Raw genomic sequence first — 21,040 nt, 5'->3', positions numbered from 1 at the left:
TTTTATTTACCAAATTCCTGATTATAAAATTCTTTTGCTACAGTTTTGTATTCTTTTTTATCTATGTCTACTTCTGCATTTAATTTTATCAAAGTTTTATTGTCCAGTTTAGCAGTAACTTTATTTAAAATGTCTTTTATATCAGGATTCTTAGTGAGAATGTCCTGTCTTACTACTGGTGCAAGGTTATATGGAGGCCATACGTGTTTATCATCTTGAAGCAATACAAATTCGTCCTTACTCAATTGTCCATCAGTTGTAGCTGCAACTGCAACATCAGCTTTATCGCTATGGAGTATATCGTATAAAATACCGGTATTGTATATTTTTTCATCTTTAAAATTAAATTGACCATAGGCTTTTGTAAGGGCTGGTAAACCATCTGCTCGTTTATCAAATTCTCCTTGTGAAGCATATCTCAATTTACTTGCATTCTTTTGAAGATCAGAAATTGTATGTATATTATACTGATCTGATGCTTTTTTAGTAATAACTAATCCTTGAGAATCATTTGCTTCAGATGGATTTAGCCAAATTAGCTTAAATTTTTCCTTATACTTTGCAGAAACTTCATCATAAACTGCTTTTGAATCATATATTGGTTTTTCTTTTAAAATTGATAATAGACCTGTACCTGTATATTCAGGGTATAAATCTATATCGCCATTTACTAAAGATGTATGAACTACTGCATCACCTAAATTTAATTTTCTATCAACTTTATACCCAGCATGCTCTAATGCTTCTGAATATAATTCACCTAAAATTAGAGATTCTGTGAAATCTTTAGATCCAACTTTTATTGTTGGTTTAGAACTAGAGCCATTAGCGGTGTTAGTAGTACTACCAGTGCTTTTGCCACACCCTGTAAATACCACCGCTGTAAGCATTGCTGCTAATAATGGTAAAATAAATAATTTCTTTTTCATATTTAACACTCTCCTTATAATATCTCATGTACAAGGTGCTATAAGCCCCTTGCCATAGCTGTTTATACATAGACTACATATAATCAATGCAATCTGTAATTTTTAATCTCTTTGATACCTTGTAACTCCATGTTGTAAAAAGAATAATATTATTTCTGCAATAATAGATAAGGCTGCTACGGATATTCCGCCTACAAGCAGCATGGTGTAATCATTCATACTTAATCCGGTAAATATAAAATCACCAAGGCCACCAGCTCCTATATAAGATGCCAAAGTAGCACTGGCTATAACCTCTACGGAAGAAGTTCTTACACCTGTAATTATTAAAGGCATTGCCAGGGGAATTTGAATTTTAAAAAGCAATTCTTTATAATCCATACCCATTCCCTTTGCACTTTCAATAATTGATGGGCTAATATTTTTAAAACCCAAATAGGTATTTATAAGTATTGGTGGTACTGCAAGAATTATTAAAGCAACTAGTGCAGGAGCAAAGCCTGTTCCAAGGATTGGCAATGCTAAAACTAGTATTGCAAGGCTAGGAATAATTCTCAGGAAATTAAAAAAATTCATTACTGGATACAGAACTTTTGAACTTCTTGAGCATAATATTCCAAGGGGAACAGCTAGGGTAATACTTATAAGTATTGCTGTTATACTTATGGATATATGGATAATGACGGCTTGATAATACTGATTAATATTGCTTAGTAAAAATTTAATAATGTCATTTAACATTGATATTAATACCTTTCCTTTCTAAAAATTTTATCAATTAGATAATATGATATAAGTATCTTAAATATTTATAAAAAAGACCAAATTTGTATTTTAAAATACAAACTTGGCCTACAGTTTAGCTGATCAGTCAATTTTACCTAGTATTCTTATCAACTTACTTTTTATAAACATATCATATGAAGTAAATATTGTCAATAAGCTAGAAATCTAAATAGATGATGAAGTTTTTATGGAAATTGGATATAATATAAGTAATAGAGTGTTAGTTGATGAAAGGGAAAAATATGAGTAATAATTCTAAGGATAAAACAAGGAAACATATTTTTGATGAAACAATAAAGGCACTTGAGAAAAAGGATGCTAAGACACTAGGAACAATAGGAATGCCAGAAATAGAAAATGCAGAAGAATTGCATTTAGAGTTTAGTGAGTTATCAATGTCGGATATGAAGAGAGCTGATTATCTAGCAAAGGTTGAAATGAATGATGAAAAATTTATACTTCATATGGAATTTGAATCAAATTATAGTAGTAACAGGGCAATGAATAAGAGAATGCTCAGATATCTTAGTAGTATAAATTGGTATGATAATTTACCTATATATCAGGTGTTAATAATATTAAAATCACCACAAAGTACTAAAAATATTAATAATAAAATTGAAATGATTGTACAAGGTGAAAAAGTATTAGAATACAGCTACAAAGTGGTAAAAGTATATGATATGAATAAGTATGAAGTACTAAACAGTGATAAATTAGTATTGTATCCTCTAAGGATATTTATGCAGCATGGTAATGAAAATGATGAGGAGCATATTAAAGAATGTCTTAAAGTTGTAGAAGAGCTTGAAGATAAAGACTATTATTACCTGACAGTGGAATTAAGCAAACGACTATATAAATTTGAAGTTTTAGAAAATTATATAAAGGAGGAGATTTATATGGCATCTGAACTTTATAAAGAACCTTATGAAAAAGGTAGGGAAGAGGGAATAAAAGAGGGAATAAAAGAAGGAAAAAGGCAAGAATTAATTAAAACTATTGTACAACTATTAACTAAAAAGTTTGGTATTTTGCCAAAGGAAATTAAGAATAAAATAGAAAAAAGTGATTATTCAGATTTGGAAGTTATAGTAGGAGATGTATTTGGATTTGAAATTTTAGATGATGTAAAAAAATATTTATCCGATAACTAGAGGCTGTAAGACTCCACCGCACTCTGTGAAAGTGATTCACTATATTGATGTAAAAATATATTGACATTTTCTAAAAATATGATTATACTCGTAGGAAAGATATATTAATAGTTGGTAATTGAATTATTAATATATAATTTCGGAGTTAGTATACCGTGTATCTTATGAATTAGCTTACTAGAGAGACTAGAGGCTGAATTTTATTCTTTATTTTAAGGATAAGATTCAGCCTTTTTTAGTACTACACTTTAATAATATTATTGCTGACTAGATAACTAGAGGCTGTATTTCATCATAGATGAAATACAGCCTCTCTTATTTATCAAAATGGAGATGATGATAATTGTTGAAAAATGATAACTATTTTGAAATTGAACCTAATATAGATATGTATTATATAGATAGGGGGAAAGGAATACCCTTGGTTTTTGTACCAGGATGGACATTCACTTCAGATGTTTTTCAATATCAAATTGATTATTATTCTAAAAACTATAGAGTTATTGCCATTGACCCAAGAAGCTATGGTAAATCTACAATAGCCTTACAGGGAAATGATTATAATACCCATATAAAAGACCTTGTGAAGCTCTTAAATTATCTTCAGTTAGAAAATATAATTTTAGTTGGATGGTCCTTTGGTGGTTTAGTAACATGGGGATATATTGAGGAATTAGGATTATCAAATGTAAAAGCATTAGTAAATATTGATATTACACCAAAACAATTATCTATAAATAAGGATGACTGGGTAGGTGGAGAAATCGATGAAATATCAAATAATTATACATATAATATGAATTCTAATAGAAGCTTAAGACGTTTTATGCTTCCTTTTACTACTGAATTTATGGTTGAACGTGAGCTTTCTAAAGAAGAAATAAATGAAATAATAAAGTACTCAATACGTACACCTTATTATATAGCACGGGAGTTGTATGCCAGTGGTATGTTTTTAAATAAAACTAAAGCAGCAAAATTAGTAGATCAATCAATACCATCATGTATGTTTATTTCAGAACCTAGGGCAGGAGTAGGAGTCCCATTTATGAATAGGTATTTTCCTAATACTAAGGTGTTTGTTTTAGGGCGTCATATGATGTTCTGGGAATATCCTGATAAATTTAATAACTTGCTTGATGAGTTTCTATCAGAAGCTTTATAGTAGAGCTTATGCAAGTTAATGGAGCAGGTTAAGAAAAATAAATATAATGATTTCTTTAATGGAAGTGGAATATAAAATATTTAATTTAATACTTGACATAAATATTGGTGCGGTATAAAATGTAATTAATGTAAAAACTTATGATGCGAAGGAGAGCGTAAAAATGAAATTATTAAAAGTAAATTTATTGAATAAAAATTTAATAATTAATGAAATATTCTCTTCTATAGCTACGGGTAAATGTATGAATGCTATGTGTTTTGTATGTTGTAAGATTATGTCTTGTTTATGCTGTTGTTGCTGCTGTATGGTAAATAAAATGGGCATGGCATGCAGTTGTTTATGTAAAATAATGAATAAAAATTATAAATATGTTAAGTATAGAACTACAGAGTTATTTATGAAATATTTTATAAATACTGCTGTAGTTTTTTTGTGCCTAAAATGTTAAAAAATTAATAATTAAGGCATGTGAAAATAAATAACAAGTCAAAATAGACTAGTATACTGACTAGCTATTTATTTGAAGATGCCTAATATGCTGACCAGAAAACTGGAGGCATAGGATAGCTCACTAGATAGACTAGAGGCGTAACTTATTAGATAAACTTACTGGATAAACCAGAGGTGTAACTACTAGAATAGGTACTGCTTACTGTATATATCAGAGGTAAGGCTTATTAAATAAACTAGAGGTGTAGGCCAACTAGTAAACTAGAGGCGGATTACTAAATCAATATTATAAATTTTTTAAATTTTAGGAGGATGTAAAATGCAAACAAAAATCATGGGTTCTAACATGAATAAGATGATGGGTAAAGGTATGATGATGAATAACGGTATGGGTATGATGGATATGCCTATGACACAAATGAACATGATGATGATTCCACGTATGGAAATGAAAATGGAAAAATGTGAAAATGGAATGAAAATGATGTGCATGTCAAAAGATGAAACAGCTGCTTCAATGATGCAAAATCTTTGCTCAATGTTAAGCGGTGGAATGACTAGCATGTGCATGATGATGAATGGAATGAAAATGATGGAATGCAACATGATGATGGGAATGTGTAAATGCGAAATGGCTACAGATGGAATGTGCATGACTTGGACTAGTGGTGATGAAATGATGTCTTCTATGATTCATCGATGTTGTGACTGCATGATGAGCATGATGGAATGTGGATGTAATGCTGTAATGTGTATGAACAATACTCCAGTTTGCTGCTGCTAATTTGCAATAAACATATAACTTTAGTTATGATACTTATAGACTTATAAAAACATATAAAGTTGTAAAAAATCTGTGTAAACTTCATGAAGATAATGGAGGGTTACACAGATTTTTTTTGATATTTAATAATTATAAACTTAAATAAAAAAATATAATTAAGTTAAGTGAACTGGTTTCAGCAAAGTGAAACATGGGGAAATCAGGTGGGGACTCTACCCCATCTGATTGAAAGTCCCACCTACGCTTAGCTTAGAGGTGGAGGTATTAACCTTTAATGCATGAAAAGATAAGTAGTTATAAATCAAAATTCTACATAATTTTTCAAATAAACCCACAATATTTGGAATATAATGTTGAAAAATAACGAATAGTATAATAACATAAATATATACTATTAAGTACACTATAAAATTTTCACGTAAAATTACGAATAATATAATAGAAGGGAGGTGAAAGAATGAATGTAATGAAAAAAATGAAATTTAGTTTACGTATACTTATAATAATCAGTAGTTTATTAGTGGTTTTCGGCTCGTATAATGTTGTAAAAGCGGAGACTAATGATGTACATATAAATTATCAGAGTCATGTGCAAAATATAGGTTGGCAAGGACAGGTAAATGATGGTGAAACGTCAGGAACTGAGGGAAGATCTTTAAGACTGGAAGCTGTTAAAATCAATCTATCAGGTAATGTATCGGGAATGAGCATTACTTATCAGGCTCACGTTCAAAATGTGGGTTGGATGGATTGGGTTACTAATTCACAAATGGCAGGAACTCAAGGAAGATCTTTACGGCTTGAGGCTATAAAAATTAAGTTAAATAATGCACCTGCCGGTTATCATGTTCAGTATCAAGTGCACGTTCAAAATATAGGCTGGATGGATTGGGTACAAGATGGACAAGTTGCTGGAACTGTTGGTAAATCCTTAAGAGCCGAAGCAATTAGGGTAAAAATTGTGAAGGATCAGCAGGCAGCACAACTACAAAGTAAGGCTAAGACAATTGCCGTAGCTATAGACATAGGACATAATGTAGCTTATGATTCTGGTGCTACTGGAATTAGACAAGAAGATACAATAACTATGGATGTTGGACAAAGAGTTATAAATAAACTAAAAGAAGAAGGATACAATGTAATCTCTACTAAACCAGATACTGCAAGCAGTGTTGAAGATTCATTGCAGCAAAGAGTTGATGCAGCCAATAATGGTGATGCAGAATTATTTGTAAGTATTCATGCAAATGCTGGTGGTGGTAAGGGTACTGAAGTGTGGGCCGGCGGAAGTGCTAAGTCCATAGAACTTGCTCATAATATTGAAAATAACATGATTGCACTGGGATATAATAATAGAGGTGTTAAAGTACAGGGAGTAGATGGACAACATTTATATGTACTAAATAACACAGTGATGCCAGCAGTGCTAGTAGAAACTTGCTTTGTTGATTCAAATGGCGATATGGATAAATACAATCCAGAAAATATTGCAAATGCTATTGTTAAAGGTATAATTAGCAGTTCAAATTAGAAAATAGTAAGTTTACAAAGGTTTATAGATTGATGCACTTACTGATGATGTATAAATATTATGTAAAGAGAAAATAGGACAGATTAATCTGCCCTATTTTTTATCTCCACAATTTATCACTCAAACCATAATCACTATCAAGATAAAGCATATTTCCATGAACATTTCCTTGTCCATTAATTATAGCTGTTTCTCTTTCTCTAATATAATCAGGATCACTTACTGCAGTGTTTGCCGTGGCATTTGCAATAACCTGAAGAAGTTCTTTTTCAGGTATATCAGGATTATGGTGAATAGCTCCATCAATAATTTTTTCAGCATCTGAGGTTATACCTCCATTTTGCATTGAAATATCAAAGGCAAGGGTAAAGCCGCGTGATGTCTTTAAATTGTATTTATCACATATAATCATGGCCTGTTTTACTGTGTATACCTGTGCATCTGATTTAATGTTTATGAAATCTTTATTGCCAAATAAATCACTAAGCTGTGAGTACCAAGGTTCAATAATTTTATTGGAGGAATCACTAATGCTGTCAGCCCACTCAGATTGATTCTTTGGTGTGTCAAGTATCATATTGTGCAGAGCATCATAGTTTGTCCCAAAAATACTTTTAAGTTCATCATTATACTGTCTGTCCATTCTATTAAGAAGGGGCTGAAGAGTTCCTTGGCTTAAACTTTGCTTAATATATCCTGGGGATAAACTTGTATCATCAGTGTTTCCAGTAATTTCACTGAAGGTTTTAGTTATATTACTTGCTATTTTAACTACATTATCCGGTGGAGAAGTATATTTCTGCACATAGGCATCGGATATATAGCCTGTATTACCATTATAAATTATTTTATCCCATACATTTCCATCACCATCAACAGTACTTCCTAAAATATCAAATCTCTCATAATTATACATAAATCCTAAAGCTTTGCTATCTAAATTTGGAGCTGATCTTACATTAAGGTCAATTTCAAGCTCGGGATTATATACATAGCCTTTTTTAGTATTAACAGTGACAGCGCAGCTTGAAGTTTTGCTTCCGTCCTTAGTGGTTGCAGTAATTTTAGCTGTTCCAGCACCCACAGCAGTTACTTTTCCGGTATCAGTTACTTCTGCCACAGCGTTATCTGAGGATGTCCAACTTAAAGCTTTATTTGAAGCATTTATTGGAGCTATATTTGCTGTTAAGGTATTTGTATCTCCTACTGTTAAATTATATGTATTTTCATTTAGAATCAATGATGTTATAGAAACTAAGGATTTATTATTCACCGCTGGTGTATTAGCTTTTTGTGTATTATCTTCCGGTGCTTTGCCTTGTGGCTTTTGTTTCTTATCTCCAGGTATTGTGTCTTTATTATTTTCTGTACCAGCTATAGCTAGTGCAGCAGTGTCCTTACTATGATCAGAATAGGTTCTATTTGCATCTGCCGTTAGATTCCCAGAAGGAGCTGCGTTTACCTTTGGATTATCTACTAATATTTTAATATGATTAACTCTAGAAGGATTAAGTGCCCAGTCTGCAAGAGTAATATCAGTTTTTCCTATTGACTGCTTATTTTCTGAAGCAGTTGTAGAAGGTGAACTTTCAGATTTATTTAATGTAATGCTTTGATCAGCATAGCTTCCATCATTACCATTAGATACTATGGTTATTTTATGGGAAGTAGGAGATAATTTACTTGTATCTAAAGTATAAATAAAACCACTTGTTATATCATTATAAATTGGAAATGTTTTTTTTACATCTGGTCTTGCTATACCTAAAATTGCGTTTCCTACTTTATTTCCATCTATAAGAATATCAACACTGGATACCCTTGAAGAATTTAAGGACCATCCTGATATGATGATTTTATTCGTAATATAAGTTTTACTGATTGGACTATCTATACATATTAAAGGCAAAAGCCTATTCATATTTGTTGTATTTGAATTTGATATATGATCAGTACCTATAGCTTTTATTGTCAAATATTGTATTACTGGATCAATAGACTTAGATTGCATATTTGACATCACTGGAAGATTTTCATTGATAGTTGCCGCATAGACTCTATTCGATGCTATTGGTAAATAAGATTTTGGCATGAACAATGTGCTTCCTATAATAAAAGCTAAGATCATTACTGATATTTTCTTTCTATTCATATTATCCCCCTTCTATATAATATTAAATTGACATTAAAAGCATTTCATTGGCAATTATAATTATATATTATCACAATTTTATATCAATTTTATAAAGAAAATTAAATTTTATTAAATTTTTATTAAGTATTAGGCACATTCAAATAAATAACTAGTCGGTATGCTAGCCTATTTTGAATTCTACTGCGTCAGCAGAACCCTCTGATAGCACCACTATTATCAGGACCTGTTTCCTTGTATAATTCAAAATAGACGTCGCATCTTTGACTTGTTATTTATTTTCACATGCCTTAATGATTTAATTAAATTTTTAGGACAAAATTTGTATTGATTTTATATTAAATAGAAGTTATAATAATCTACGGAGGAACTGATGGGTTTTATAAAAACTCTATAGTTTTCAGAGAGGAAAATATATATGGAGAAACGTACAAAGATTATTTTGGCAGCAAAAAAACTTTTTTCAAAGCATGGATATAATAATGTGTCAATGCAATGTATAGCTGAAGTTTGCAGTATATCAAAGGCATCAATTTATAAATTGTTTGCATCTAAAAATGAATTGTTAAGGGAGTTACTTGAATACAATCTTCACCAGATGATTCATGAATCTTCAATTATTGATTCCAAAGAGGATATCAGTGATGAAGAAAAATTTAAAGCAAAAATTTATTATGAAATTGAATCCTACAAAGCCAATAAAGAGCTTTCTAAAATGCTTATGTTTACATCCACTTCTGTTGAATGTGTAGAGATAAAAAAACATGTACAATTTATTAGATATACAATTATGAAATGGAATAAAGATAATTTACTTAAGTACTATAGAGAGGACATTAAAAATATTGTATGGGATTTAACCTTTATAACTAATGCACTTATCAATATGTTTGTTGGTGTGATGATAGATAATAAATCAACAGTGAACACAAAACAAGTCATTGAAGAAATAAAGAGCATTTTAGATGCACTAGTTAAAGACAAACAAAATAGGCCGCCACTATTAATAGACCAAGAGATGAATAGCAGATTCAATTGTATAGAAAATAAAGATAGAATTGAAGAGGATACTATTGAAAAATGTTTAGAGGATATTAAAGATGTATTAAATGATATTTCAGATAATGATCCTTTGAAAAAAGAATTTTTAGCTGCCTTAAACCATCTTCATCAGGAACTTTCAAAAAAAACAAGAGTAAATTATTTAGTAGATTCTTTACTAGGTTACTTAAATCAAATTGATAATCTTAAACCATTAATCAGTCGATTGAGAACACTTATATAGATATAGAAGGAGAAAATTTTTATGGATAATACAACATCTTTAAAAGCAAGTAATCGTAATGCAATTGTTATAGTATTTATTATTGGTGCTTTCGTAGCAATTTTAAATCAAACTCTACTTGTTACAGCACTGCCACATATTATGAGAAGTTTTAATATTACAGCAGATAAAGCACAGTGGCTTACTACGGCCTTTATGCTTACAAATGGAATATTTATTCCGATAACAGCTTTTTTAATTGAAAGGTATTCAACACGTGCTTTATTTATTTTTTCAATGGGTATTTTTGCTGTGGGTACTTTAGTAGCTGCTTTGTCACCTAATTTTTCAATTTTATTAATTGCCCGTATTCTGCAGGCAGTTGGAGCTGGTGCTCTTATGCCGCTTATGCAGACAGTATTTTTGGTTATTTTCCCAAAAGAAAAGCGTGGAGCAGCAATGGGAATGATTGGTCTTGTAATTTCATTTGCACCAGCCATAGGTCCTACCTTAAGCGGTTGGATTGTAGATAGTTTTTCTTGGAACTATTTATTCTATATTATTTTACCTATTGCTGTAATTGATTTGGTTGTGGCTTTATTTATACTAAAGAATGTAACAGAGCCAAAAGAAGCTAATTTAGATATTTTATCTGTTATTCTATCAGTTTTGGGATTTGGTGGAATATTATATGGATTCAGCACTGCTGGTTCAGATGGATGGACGGATCCTTGGGTAATTGGAACAATTGTTGTTGGTGCAGTTAGTTTAGTACTATTTGTAATAAGACAACTAAAAATTGATTCTCCAATACTTGAGTTTAGAGTATTTAAAAATAGAACATTTGCTTTAACTACTGTGCTTAGTATGCTTATATTTGCACTTATGATGGCAATAGAAACTATGTTGCCTCTGTATACACAAAATATGCGTGGAATATCTGCTTTACATTCTGGATTAATGCTGCTTCCAGGCGCTATTGTAATGGCAGGTATGTCACCTATAGCAGGTATAATTTTTGATAAAATAGGAAGTAAATTATTGGCTATTATTGGCCTTACCATTATAACTATTACAACTTTTCTCTTGTCTTATTTAAAATTAGATACATCAATTACCTTTATTGTAATTGTGTATGCAGTGCGTATGGCTGGCGTATCAATGGTAATGATGCCATTAGTAACTGCTGGTATTAACGCTCTTCCAAATAGGCTTATAGCACATGCTACTGCTATGAATAATACCTTCCGTCAAGTTGGTGGCTCAATTGGAACGGCGGTATTAATAACTGTAATGAGTAATGTGGCTAAAAGTGGGAAATACACTAATCCACTAAATGCTCAGATAGCTGGAATGAATTCAGCATTTGTTATAGCTGCTGTTGTATCCTTCCTTGGATTATTACTTGTTTTCTTATTGAAGAGTGATAAAAATACAACAGAGAATGAAGAAGTGCTTCAAGAGGTAAAGGAAGGTTAATTTTTTATATTTAATTAACAGGGATTAGATTGTATAGGAAGATATTAAGGGATACTGACTAATTTTTTATTTTAATCATAAAATATAGGAAAATTACAATTAAATAATATAAATTCTAAATAAATGCTAAAATTGTCAATATTGTATTGACATAGGATAAAAAAATAAGGATAATATATTTATATTAAACATATAGGGATAATATATTATTGGATTTTGAAATATTAAAGTTAAATTATAATAATTAATAACAATGTTGTAGTTGACTAGAAAACTAGAGGCTAATTTTTCTTGAAGTAATTTAAGAAGAATTAGTCTTTTTGTATTGTTTAGATTTAAGCATAGGTAAAGAAAATATGGAAAAATTAGCTTCAGTAATATTAATGATTATTTTAAAATTTCAAAGATGAGGAGGATATATTGTGGGTATGAGTAACTTTATAAATAAATTAGTAAATACTAAGGTAGATCGAAGGAAATTTCTAAAAGGTAGTGCTGCTGTAACAGCAGCTGTTGCAAGTTTGCCTTTAGCAGGTTATGACAACACATTGAAAGAAGCAAGTTTAAAAGAAGCAGATATAGCTCATATTAATACTAATGCCGGAAAGTGGGTTTCAGCAGCATGCTGGCATAATTGTGGAGGAAAATGTTTAGTCAAAGCATTAGTAGTTGACGGAGTAGTGGTGCGTCAAAAAACAGATGATTTAAGAGAAGATACTGACGATAATCCGCAGCAAAGAGCTTGTTTAAGGGGGAGAGCAGAGCAATTTGAAGCACAGGGAGCTGATCGCTTGAAATATCCTATGAAGCGTAAAAACTGGAAACCAGGTGGGGGAGATAAATCACTTCGTGGAAAAGATGAATGGGAAAGAATTTCATGGAATGAGGCATTAAAATACATAGCAGATGAAATCACACGTATTAAAGATAAGTATGGAGTAGAATCTATTTATTCTACAAGTGGTGAGCCTGGTCCTTTATTAAATAAGTTAGGGTCTTATGTTTCTCATTGGGGGACTAGCTCTTATGGCGCATGGTATGCAGTGCCCCATATTTTAGGAATAGGAGATGGAATTTTAGTACGAGATGCAGTAAATGATAGATTTGATTTGCAAAAGTCAGAGCTGGTTGTGGGATTTGGTTTAAATCCAGCTTGGTCTGCCATGGGAAATTCAACGCATTTTTATTTGGAGATGAAGAAAAAAGGATGTAAATTCGTAATTATTGATCCAGTATATACAGATACAGCAGCAACTTTAGAGGCAGAATGGATTCCAATTAGACCTGGAACGGATATGACACTTCAATTAGCACTGGCATATACAATGCTAAAAGAAGATGATCCGGTAACAAACCCGTTAATTGATTGGGATTTTTTAAATCACTATACTTATGGCTTTGATGCAGAGCACATGCCTCCAGATGCAAGAGAAAATGAAAATTTTAAAGACTATTTGCTTGGAAAATACGATAATGCTCCTAAAACACCTGAGTGGGCAGAAGAAATTTCTGGTGTGCCAGCTGATACAATTCGGAAGTTAGCAAGGCGAATAGGAAAAAATACAAAGACTGCACTATTAACTACTTGGGCACCTGCACGTACTCATAATAGTGATTCAATGCCTCAATTATTTATAACATTAGGTGCTATGGGTGGTCATATTGGTAAATCTGGACATGCTACAGGTACTTCCTGCTGGAATAATGCTGCAAACTTTGGAAAAGCATTGGTGGTTTCAGGCAGCGATGGGATGGTATCAAAGGCAAAGACCTATACACCTCTTTACTTAAATGATACAGAAGGGTGGAAAGCAATTTCAAGTGGGAGTTATAATCCTTCTGGCGTTTTTCCTTCTATTAATGGGAAACCAGCTGATTGGAAAAAGGTAGTATCAAAAGTAGATTTAAAAAAGAAAATTGAGAAAAAACCAATTAATATTCAGATGATATGGCATAGTGGAAGTGCAATTCTTCAAACACGTGAAGGTATGAAAGAAGGAATTCAGGTGCATCGTAAAGTAGAATTTGTATTAAGTCAGTCTTCATTTTTAACTACAAATTCAAAATATGCGGATATTGTTCTTCCTATTACTACATGGTGGGAACGTGAAGGTAATTTCCCTTCATCTGGATGTAACCGTGATATTATGCTGGTATACAGCAATGTTATAAAACCAATTTATGAAGCAAAGGATGATGATTGGATAAACATTGAGCTTGGTAAATTGTTAGATGTTCCAGAAAAAGATATGTATCCAATCAGCCAAAAACAAAGATTCTTTAATAAATTAGTAAACTCCACTGTAATAAATAAGGAAGGAACAGGTTATGAACCATTGGTAGAGATTACAGCTAAAGATATTGCAGAATTTGGTTGTACTGGTAAGCCGCAGCAAGGTAAAGTTCCTTTGAATAAGTTCTTAGAAGATGGTATTTATCAAGTAGAAAGGCATGATGGAGATAACTATGGGAATATTGCTTATGAAAAATTTAGAAAGGATCCTGTGAAAAATCCTTTGAATTCAGCAACTGGCTTAATTGAAATTTATTCTCAGACAAAAGCTGATATTTTATATAGTCAGGGTTATAATGAAGTTTCACCATTACCAAAATATGTACCTCCAAGGGATGGTTATGAAAGCACATATTCAAATTTTGGGGATAAGGCTAAAGGAAAGTATCCATACCAGTTAATTAATCCTCATTATATAAGACGTTCCCATTCTATTTATGATAATGTGCCATGGCTTCGCGAAGCTTTGAAGCAGCCAGCCTATATTTCAAAAAGGAGTGCTGATGAAAAGGGAATTAAGAATGGAGATACTGTTTTAATTACAAGTGCTTATGGCAAAACTCTTCGTCACGCTTACGTAACAGAACGTATTGCTCCAGGTGTTATTGGACTTCCACATGGTGCCTGGGCAGATTTAGATGAATCCAATGGCATTGATAAAGCAGGTGCAGATAATTATTTGTGTGGGAATATTTCTACTGGTGGGGGAGTTTCAGGATGGAATACGCAAAATGTAAACTTAGAGAAATGGACAGGCACTCCATTACCAGCCGATACAGATGTTCCACAAAGAATTATATTTTAAAGAAAGGTGTGAGATAGAATGAGTCAATATGGATTTTATTTTGATATGACAAAATGTATTGGATGTCGTACTTGTCAGATTGCATGTAAAGATAAAAATCGTTTAGAAGTGGGGACTCTCTTCCGTGAGGTGAAAACATTTGAAACGGGTAGTTTCCCAAGTCCAGGTATTTATCACCTTTCTACTACTTGTAACCATTGTAAAAATCCAAAATGTGTAGAAGGATGTCCAACTGGAGCTATGCACAAATTAGAAGCAAATGGCATTGTAGATTATGATCCTAATATTTGTATTGGGTGCAAGTATTGTATTTGGAATTGTCCTTATGAAGTACCACAGTATATAGAGGAGAAAGGCATTATAAACAAATGTGATGCATGTAAGGATTTGGTGGCTAAAGGGAAAAATCCTGTCTGTGTAGATTCATGTATTATGCGATGCATTGATTTTGGTGAACTGGATGATTTAAAGAGAAAATATGGAGAAGATGTGGTGAGTGAACTTCCGATTTTACCATCAGCTTCTATAACAAATCCATCAGTATTGATTAAGCCAAGGAAAAATGCATATTCAAAGATTTATGTGGAAAGAGAGGTATAGTGTGTATGTCAGAACTGGGATTGTTGATATTTTCCATAGGAATTGAATCATCAGTGGGAATTATATTATTTTTAGCTATTAATAAATTAAAAAACAAAGATAGTGTTAAGAAACTTCCTGTTATTGTAGCAGCAGCATTTATAATTATTGGTATACTTGCATATCTGTTATATTTAGGTCAGCCGCTTAAAGTATTGTACGTTTTAAGAAATATTAGAAATTCATGGCTTTCAAGGGGGATTTTATTTTCTGAGATATTAGCAGTATTAATTGTGCTAAATGCCATTATTACATTTGTGAAGCCTTCTGCAAGGTTAGTACAGAGTATACTCACTTTGTTAGCCGTGGTCATAGGACTTTCATGGTTGTCTAAAGAAATTCTATTTTTTGGAATATTAATAGTGTTGATTGTAGTAAATGCCATTATTACATTTGTGAAACCTTCTTCAAAGTTAGCACAGAATATACTTATCTGGTCAGTAGTGGTCATAGGACTTATAGATGTGGCTATTATGGGGAATGTTTATACATTTGCAAGTGTTCCTTCCTGGGATGGAGCAAAAACGTTTATAGATTTTTATACAAATGTAGTTTTGATCGGAGGAATATTATATTATGCATTTGATTATAAAGATCAAACAGAAAATTTCAGGAAAATTATCGGTGGAGCAATATTATTGGCATTAATAGTACAAATTATAAGTGGAATTTTCTATAGTGTTAATTTATCTACCTTAGGATTAGCAGGATCAGAAAGTGCAAAATTACTTAATGAAAAAAGTGCATTAGTTGTATTAAAATATTTATTTGAGATTGCAGGAGTTACATTCTTTTTCTGGAAAGAAATTAGAGAGAAATCAGGTAAAAGTAGAGTTTTAATAAAGATTGGAAATGAGTCAAGAATTTTATCTGTTGCATTCATAATAATATCAGCAATTATAAGCAAATATTTATTCTATACAATATTTATATCTACTAAGATTGGGAGAATTTAATATGATGAATGAAAAAGAAAGTATTGAAATACTTATTGCAAACAGAACGTATTTATATAGGATATTTCAGAATGTATTTGGCACTGATCCAAGTGAAAAGCAATTGAAAGTAGTGACTGCTAATGTTACTATAAATGCCTTGAAATTATTGGATACAAAAGATAATCATGCCATGGTCAATGCAGCAGAATATCTGAAGTCTATTGCTTATGGATTAAATGATGATTTCATTGAAAAGATTAAAACAGAGTATACAAAATTACTTATTGGACCAGAAAAAATGCCGGCTCCTCCTTGGGAATCTGTATATATAACAAAAGAACGCATTTTATTCCGAGAAAGTACTTTAGAAGTTCGTAAAATTTACATGAAGTATGGAATTGTTCCAACTAGATATCTTCATGTAGCAGATGATCATATTGCACTTGAATTAGATTTTATGTATATCTTAAGTATGAAAATACAAGAAGCATTTGAAAATGAAAATATGGAAAGAGTAATTGAGCTTTTAAATGAGCAAAAAGATTTCTTACAATATCATCTTCAAATATGGATTCCTGATTTTGCAAAGCAAATGCAAAAGTCAAATTCAAAATTATATTATCCAGAGATGGCAGATATTCTAAAGGAGTTTTTACGTATTGATTATGATACTATTATTGAAATATTAGATAATATAAAAAATATAGTGCCTGCCATTAATGCTTAGATAAAGTGGCAGAAATAAATTTTGAAGTGAATATTGTAAAACCAGAAAAAATAGAGGTAGTACTATGTTAGACGATTTATTAACACAATATGTATTCAATAAGTTAATAGATGAAAATCATCCAACTATTGAATATGAGCGTTGTATCAATGAAAAGCAGAGAAAAAAATTATGTACAGCATGTGAAGAGGCTTGTCAGAGAGGAATAATAAAGTCTGTAAATTTAAAAAAGATTGATTGGTATAAATGTATAAATTGTAATATTTGTGTTTCCTCATGTCCTTCTAGAACAATTCGTTCTTCTTATGGTGCTATGAACAAAATTTTAAGTGCTTATGAGATAAAAGGTGAAGAAATTATTTTAAACTGCAATCAGGAACAAACATACAGTGATGTAAAATTGTATTGTATAGCTGCGTGTCCTTGGGAGGCATTAGCATGTCTAGCCTTAGAAAAGCCAGTAATAATTGTGAGAAGAAATTGTGACAATTGTAAAGAACAGTGTACTAATGAAGGATTAATAGAATTAAACCTGAAACGCGTAAAAGAATTTCTTGGAGAGGAATTGTACAATAAACGTATTATCATTAATGATAATATGCTTCCAATACCGGAAAAACATTTTTCTAGACGAGAAATGTTTGCATTTATGTTCAAAAAATCAAGGTCTGCAATTAGTACTATGCTTCCAGAAGATACAAGCATTAAATTAGATGGAATGGTTTATAGAAAATTACTAGCAAATAGATTGAAAAATGTTGAATATCTAAATATTAAGCAAAGAAAGTTTGGGTGGCGTACACCGATTTTCGGGAGCCGATGCTGGGGGTGTGGAATTTGTGAGAGAGTATGTCCTCAAAAAGCAATTCATATTTCGAAAGGAGAAAAAGGTAATGGCATTATGAATCATACTGCTTGGAAATGTGATGGCTGCGGAGTATGTGAAACTGTCTGTATGGATAAAGCAATTGAAGGAATGAAAGTAGTATATGTTGATAATGTATTTATGCCAATTAGAACAAAAATCAAATCAGGGATTTGTAAACAATGTGGTGCACCTGTAAAACCAAAAGATGGAGAAGAACTTTGTATGACTTGCTATCATAAAAAGAATTCAGTAAATGGTGGAAAGTAGAAAAAAGTATTACAGAGGCTAGTCATCTGATAAATTGGAAAGGAGAAAATTATGAAAGATTTATATGGTCGTAATATAGATTATATGAGAGTTTCTATTACAGATAGATGTAATTTAAGATGTAAGTACTGCACTCCTTACGGCATAAAAAATGTAAATCATTCTGACATTTTAACTTATGAGGAAATACTTCGTATTTGTAAATGCGTTTCAGAATTAGGAATAAAAAAAATTAAAATTACTGGGGGAGAGCCACTTGTACGTTTAGATAGCGAAAATTTAATTAGAAGAATTAAGTCATTACCTCTTATTGAAAAGGTAACTATAACGACAAATGCTGTATTGTTACAGGAAAAATTACATGATTTTCAAGCAATCGATTTAGATGGAATTAACATCAGTTTAGATACATTGAATGCAGAGAAGTATAAAGAAATCACTGGAAGAGATAATTTTAAGAAAGTTTGGGACTCTATTGAAGCGGCATTGGATACTGATATAAGAATTAAGCTTAATTGTGTATCAATTGGAGGATTTAATGATGATGAATTTATTGATTTCTTTAAATTATGTGAGAAAAAAAATATAGATATCCGCTTTATTGAGATGATGCCTATTGGATATGGAAAACAATTTAAGTCAATTAAAGGTGTAGAAATTTTTAAACTGCTACAAAATGAATACAGTGATTTGTATGAGGTTAAAGAAAAACGTGGAAATGGACCAGCCAGATATTTTAAAAGTCCATCTATGAAAGGATGTATTGGCTTTATTGATGCAGTAAATCATAAATTCTGTGATACCTGCAATCGCATTCGTTTGACTTCAGAAGGTTATTTGAAATCGTGTCTGTACTTTAATTATGGTATTGATTTGCGTAGTATGATTCGAAGTGGAGCAGATGATGAATCAATAAAAGAGGCAATTAAAGGGGCAATTATCAATAAACCAAAGGAACATAAATTTTATCGTTTAGAGGATGAAAATAAAGTAGAAGTTAAAAGTATGGCTCAAATAGGAGGATAAAATGGGAATTGTAAAAGCTGTTTGTATTAGTGAAAAACGTGGAGTACAAAAGAAAAATATAAATAAAGCAGAATTTAAAGCTGATTGGGGAATAGTTGGAGATGCTCATGCTGGAAAATGGCATAGACAGGTGAGCTTGTTATCAAAAGAAAAAATAGATGAATTTAATGGGAAGGGTGCTAATGTAATCCCTGGGGCTTTTGGTGAAAACCTCATAGTAGAAGGATTTGATTTTAGAAATCTTCCGGTAGGTACTATTTTAAAATGTAATGATGTAATACTCAAGATGACGCAGATTGGGAAAGAGTGTCATACTCATTGTAAGATTTATTATAAGATGGGTGAATGTATTATGCCAACGCAGGGGGTATTTGCACAGGTAATTCATGGTGGAATAATTGAAGCAGGAGATGAAATGGTAATTGGTATTTCTGAAATTGCGCTGGTATAGACAAAAAAATTAATAGATAAGTTAAGTACAATTATATATGTGAATTAAAAAAGGTAGAGATTGTGAATATGAAGGATAGGAGGATAATATGAAATTTTATAAAGTAGTATCTGTAGAGGAAGCAAAGGATGTGATAAACTGTAATTTTAAATTAAATTTAGGAACAGAATTAGTAGATATTAAAGAATGTAACGGTAGAGTATTGTCAAGGGACGTTGTATCACCTTTAAACATTCCTGGTTTTAAAAGATCTATGGTAGATGGCTATGCCGTTAAGTTTAGAGATCTACAGGGTGCCAGTGAAAGTATGCCTTCTATGCTTGATTTAAAAGGTGAAGTTAAAATGGGTAAAATGCCTGTTAAATCACTGGAATTTCCAGGGGAATGTATGTATATACCAACGGGAGGAATGCTTCCTGAAGGAACTGATAGTGTGATTATGATAGAATATATTGACAAAATGGATGATATAACTGTACTTGCCAATAAATCGATTTCATTTGGAGAAAATGTATTAAATGAAGATGAAGATGTAGAACTAGGAGAAACTGTGCTTAAACAGGGAACACTTCTGAGACCTTATAGTATAAGTATGCTATCAAGTTTAGGAATTACTAAGGTGCCAGTATTTTGTAAACCAAGAGTTGGAATAATTTCAACAGGAGATGAAATTGTATCCCCTGAAAAACAGCCGCAGCCTGGTGAAATTAGAGACATTAACTCCTATCTTATTTATTCTTCAGTTATTGAAGATGGTGGACAACCTATATTATATGGAGTCATTAGAGATAATTATGAAGCATTATTTACAACTGTTAGAAAGGCCATGGATGAGTGTGATTTAGTGCTTGTGTCTGGAGGCAGTTCTGTAGGAAAGAAAGATGAAACTGCAAGAGTTATTGATGAGCTTGGAAAGCCGGGAATACTTTTTCATGGGATGTCTATAAAACCAGGTAAGCCTACTATACTTGGAAAAGTAAAAGATAAACCTATATTTGGACTTCCAGGTCATCCCCTTTCTTGTGCAGTAGTTTACAGAATATTAGTTAGATATCTTATGCATACAATGATTGGATTTCAAGAGGAAGACTATCCTATTCCATGCAAATTCAGTATGAATTATCATAAAGCCAAAGGAAGAGAAGAATATCTTCCAGTTACTATTGATAATACAGAAGGAGAATATATAGCTACGCCTATTCTGACTAAATCAGCAGCTATCAGCGGATTTACAAAGGCATGGGGTTACATAAAGATTAATAAAAATATAGAGGGAATTTCTAAATATGAAAAAGTATATGTTTATAAATTTCAGAGGTGATTATT

Annotated in this window: 18 protein-coding genes; 15 read left to right on the top strand and 3 right to left on the bottom strand. The window is 31.6% G+C overall.

From position 1 onward, the window contains the following. Positions 1-2: 2 nt before the first annotated feature. Both RH99_RS02620 and RH99_RS02615 read right to left on the bottom strand, forming a co-directional pair. Positions 3-929: a glycine betaine ABC transporter substrate-binding protein gene (locus RH99_RS02620; RefSeq protein ID WP_010233643.1), complete on the bottom strand. Its 927-nt coding sequence runs from the start codon at positions 927-929 to the stop codon at positions 3-5. A 102-nt stretch (positions 930-1,031) separates the two neighbouring features. Beyond that, positions 1,032-1,670, bottom strand: a complete 639-nt coding sequence (locus RH99_RS02615; RefSeq protein WP_010233642.1) for an ABC transporter permease — start codon at positions 1,668-1,670, stop codon at positions 1,032-1,034. A 287-nt stretch (positions 1,671-1,957) separates the two neighbouring features. On the opposite strand from RH99_RS02615, the gene RH99_RS02610 reads away from it, so the two are divergent. From RH99_RS02610 to RH99_RS19460, 5 genes are all read left to right on the top strand, one after another. After that, complete coding sequence (locus RH99_RS02610; RefSeq protein ID WP_243441436.1) at positions 1,958-2,872, top strand: DUF4351 domain-containing protein; 915 nt, start codon at positions 1,958-1,960, stop codon at positions 2,870-2,872. Positions 2,873-3,215: 343 nt separating this feature from the next. Beyond that, positions 3,216-4,037, top strand: coding sequence for an alpha/beta fold hydrolase (locus RH99_RS02605; RefSeq protein WP_010233640.1), 822 nt, complete (start codon positions 3,216-3,218; stop codon positions 4,035-4,037). Positions 4,038-4,200: 163 nt separating this feature from the next. Beyond that, positions 4,201-4,488: a hypothetical protein gene (locus tag RH99_RS02600; RefSeq protein WP_010233639.1), complete on the top strand. Its 288-nt coding sequence runs from the start codon at positions 4,201-4,203 to the stop codon at positions 4,486-4,488. Positions 4,489-4,809: 321 nt separating this feature from the next. Then, complete coding sequence (locus RH99_RS02595) at positions 4,810-5,274, top strand: hypothetical protein (protein ID WP_010233638.1); 465 nt, start codon at positions 4,810-4,812, stop codon at positions 5,272-5,274. Between the two features lie 457 nt (positions 5,275-5,731). After that, positions 5,732-6,805, top strand: coding sequence for an N-acetylmuramoyl-L-alanine amidase (locus tag RH99_RS19460; RefSeq protein ID WP_010233637.1), 1,074 nt, complete (start codon positions 5,732-5,734; stop codon positions 6,803-6,805). Positions 6,806-6,905: 100 nt separating this feature from the next. On the opposite strand, the gene RH99_RS18450 is transcribed toward RH99_RS19460, so the two are convergent. Continuing rightward, positions 6,906-8,957, bottom strand: a complete 2,052-nt coding sequence (locus RH99_RS18450) for an Ig-like domain-containing protein (protein WP_010233636.1) — start codon at positions 8,955-8,957, stop codon at positions 6,906-6,908. Positions 8,958-9,375: 418 nt separating this feature from the next. Here RH99_RS18450 and RH99_RS02570 point away from each other — a divergent pair, with 418 nt between their 5' ends. The 10 genes from RH99_RS02570 (at position 9,376) to RH99_RS02525 (ending at position 21,035) form a co-directional block, all read left to right on the top strand. After that, entirely contained in the window at positions 9,376-10,242 is an 867-nt protein-coding gene (locus RH99_RS02570; RefSeq protein WP_010233635.1) for a TetR/AcrR family transcriptional regulator, read from the top strand. Positions 10,243-10,263: 21 nt separating this feature from the next. After that, positions 10,264-11,700, top strand: a complete 1,437-nt coding sequence (locus RH99_RS02565) for a DHA2 family efflux MFS transporter permease subunit (protein ID WP_010233634.1) — start codon at positions 10,264-10,266, stop codon at positions 11,698-11,700. 428 nt (positions 11,701-12,128) lie between these two features. Continuing rightward, a complete protein-coding gene (locus RH99_RS02560) occupies positions 12,129-14,798 on the top strand; it encodes a molybdopterin-dependent oxidoreductase (protein WP_026038369.1) in 2,670 nt (889 codons plus the stop codon). 18 nt (positions 14,799-14,816) lie between these two features. Further along, positions 14,817-15,398, top strand: coding sequence for a DMSO/selenate family reductase complex B subunit (locus RH99_RS02555; protein ID WP_010233632.1), 582 nt, complete (start codon positions 14,817-14,819; stop codon positions 15,396-15,398). A 5-nt stretch (positions 15,399-15,403) separates the two neighbouring features. Next, a complete protein-coding gene (locus tag RH99_RS02550) occupies positions 15,404-16,393 on the top strand; it encodes a dimethyl sulfoxide reductase anchor subunit family protein (protein ID WP_010233631.1) in 990 nt (329 codons plus the stop codon). Position 16,394: 1 nt separating this feature from the next. Beyond that, positions 16,395-17,102: a TorD/DmsD family molecular chaperone gene (locus RH99_RS02545; protein WP_010233630.1), complete on the top strand. Its 708-nt coding sequence runs from the start codon at positions 16,395-16,397 to the stop codon at positions 17,100-17,102. A gap of 64 nt (positions 17,103-17,166) precedes the next feature. Beyond that, the gene (locus RH99_RS02540) at positions 17,167-18,237 is read left to right on the top strand and encodes a 4Fe-4S dicluster domain-containing protein (RefSeq protein ID WP_010233629.1); all 1,071 of its coding nucleotides are present in this window, start codon (positions 17,167-17,169) and stop codon (positions 18,235-18,237) included. Between the two features lie 51 nt (positions 18,238-18,288). After that, the gene (gene moaA, locus RH99_RS02535; protein ID WP_010233628.1) at positions 18,289-19,263 is read left to right on the top strand and encodes a GTP 3',8-cyclase MoaA; all 975 of its coding nucleotides are present in this window, start codon (positions 18,289-18,291) and stop codon (positions 19,261-19,263) included. Position 19,264: 1 nt separating this feature from the next. Further along, complete coding sequence (locus RH99_RS02530) at positions 19,265-19,714, top strand: MOSC domain-containing protein (protein WP_010233627.1); 450 nt, start codon at positions 19,265-19,267, stop codon at positions 19,712-19,714. An 88-nt stretch (positions 19,715-19,802) separates the two neighbouring features. Next, positions 19,803-21,035, top strand: coding sequence for a molybdopterin molybdotransferase MoeA (locus RH99_RS02525; RefSeq protein ID WP_010233626.1), 1,233 nt, complete (start codon positions 19,803-19,805; stop codon positions 21,033-21,035). Positions 21,036-21,040: the final 5 nt, after the last annotated feature.

The sequence above is a fragment of the Clostridium arbusti SL206 genome, from assembly GCF_000246895.1.
Taxonomy (GTDB): domain Bacteria; phylum Bacillota; class Clostridia; order Clostridiales; family Clostridiaceae; genus Clostridium_I; species Clostridium_I arbusti.
This window is presented reverse-complemented; position numbering and strand designations above follow the sequence as displayed.

What these genes read in the sequence shown, in the direction of transcription:
- RH99_RS02555 (WP_010233632.1), top strand. Translation starts at nt 14,817, where the DNA reads ATGAGTCAATATGGATTTTATTTTGATATGACAAAATGTATTGGATGT.
- RH99_RS02610 (WP_243441436.1), top strand. Translation starts at nt 1,958, where the DNA reads ATGAGTAATAATTCTAAGGATAAAACAAGGAAACATATTTTTGATGAA.
- moaA (WP_010233628.1), top strand. Translation starts at nt 18,289, where the DNA reads ATGAAAGATTTATATGGTCGTAATATAGATTATATGAGAGTTTCTATT.
- RH99_RS02550 (WP_010233631.1), top strand. Translation starts at nt 15,404, where the DNA reads ATGTCAGAACTGGGATTGTTGATATTTTCCATAGGAATTGAATCATCA.
- RH99_RS02540 (WP_010233629.1), top strand. Translation starts at nt 17,167, where the DNA reads ATGTTAGACGATTTATTAACACAATATGTATTCAATAAGTTAATAGAT.
- RH99_RS02620 (WP_010233643.1), bottom strand. Translation starts at nt 929, where the DNA reads ATGAAAAAGAAATTATTTATTTTACCATTATTAGCAGCAATGCTTACA.
- RH99_RS02570 (WP_010233635.1), top strand. Translation starts at nt 9,376, where the DNA reads ATGGAGAAACGTACAAAGATTATTTTGGCAGCAAAAAAACTTTTTTCA.
- RH99_RS02560 (WP_026038369.1), top strand. Translation starts at nt 12,129, where the DNA reads ATGAGTAACTTTATAAATAAATTAGTAAATACTAAGGTAGATCGAAGG.
- RH99_RS18450 (WP_010233636.1), bottom strand. Translation starts at nt 8,957, where the DNA reads ATGAATAGAAAGAAAATATCAGTAATGATCTTAGCTTTTATTATAGGA.
- RH99_RS02600 (WP_010233639.1), top strand. Translation starts at nt 4,201, where the DNA reads ATGAAATTATTAAAAGTAAATTTATTGAATAAAAATTTAATAATTAAT.
- RH99_RS02595 (WP_010233638.1), top strand. Translation starts at nt 4,810, where the DNA reads ATGCAAACAAAAATCATGGGTTCTAACATGAATAAGATGATGGGTAAA.
- RH99_RS02530 (WP_010233627.1), top strand. Translation starts at nt 19,265, where the DNA reads ATGGGAATTGTAAAAGCTGTTTGTATTAGTGAAAAACGTGGAGTACAA.
- RH99_RS02545 (WP_010233630.1), top strand. Translation starts at nt 16,395, where the DNA reads ATGATGAATGAAAAAGAAAGTATTGAAATACTTATTGCAAACAGAACG.
- RH99_RS02615 (WP_010233642.1), bottom strand. Translation starts at nt 1,670, where the DNA reads ATGTTAAATGACATTATTAAATTTTTACTAAGCAATATTAATCAGTAT.
- RH99_RS02565 (WP_010233634.1), top strand. Translation starts at nt 10,264, where the DNA reads ATGGATAATACAACATCTTTAAAAGCAAGTAATCGTAATGCAATTGTT.
- RH99_RS19460 (WP_010233637.1), top strand. Translation starts at nt 5,732, where the DNA reads ATGAATGTAATGAAAAAAATGAAATTTAGTTTACGTATACTTATAATA.
- RH99_RS02525 (WP_010233626.1), top strand. Translation starts at nt 19,803, where the DNA reads ATGAAATTTTATAAAGTAGTATCTGTAGAGGAAGCAAAGGATGTGATA.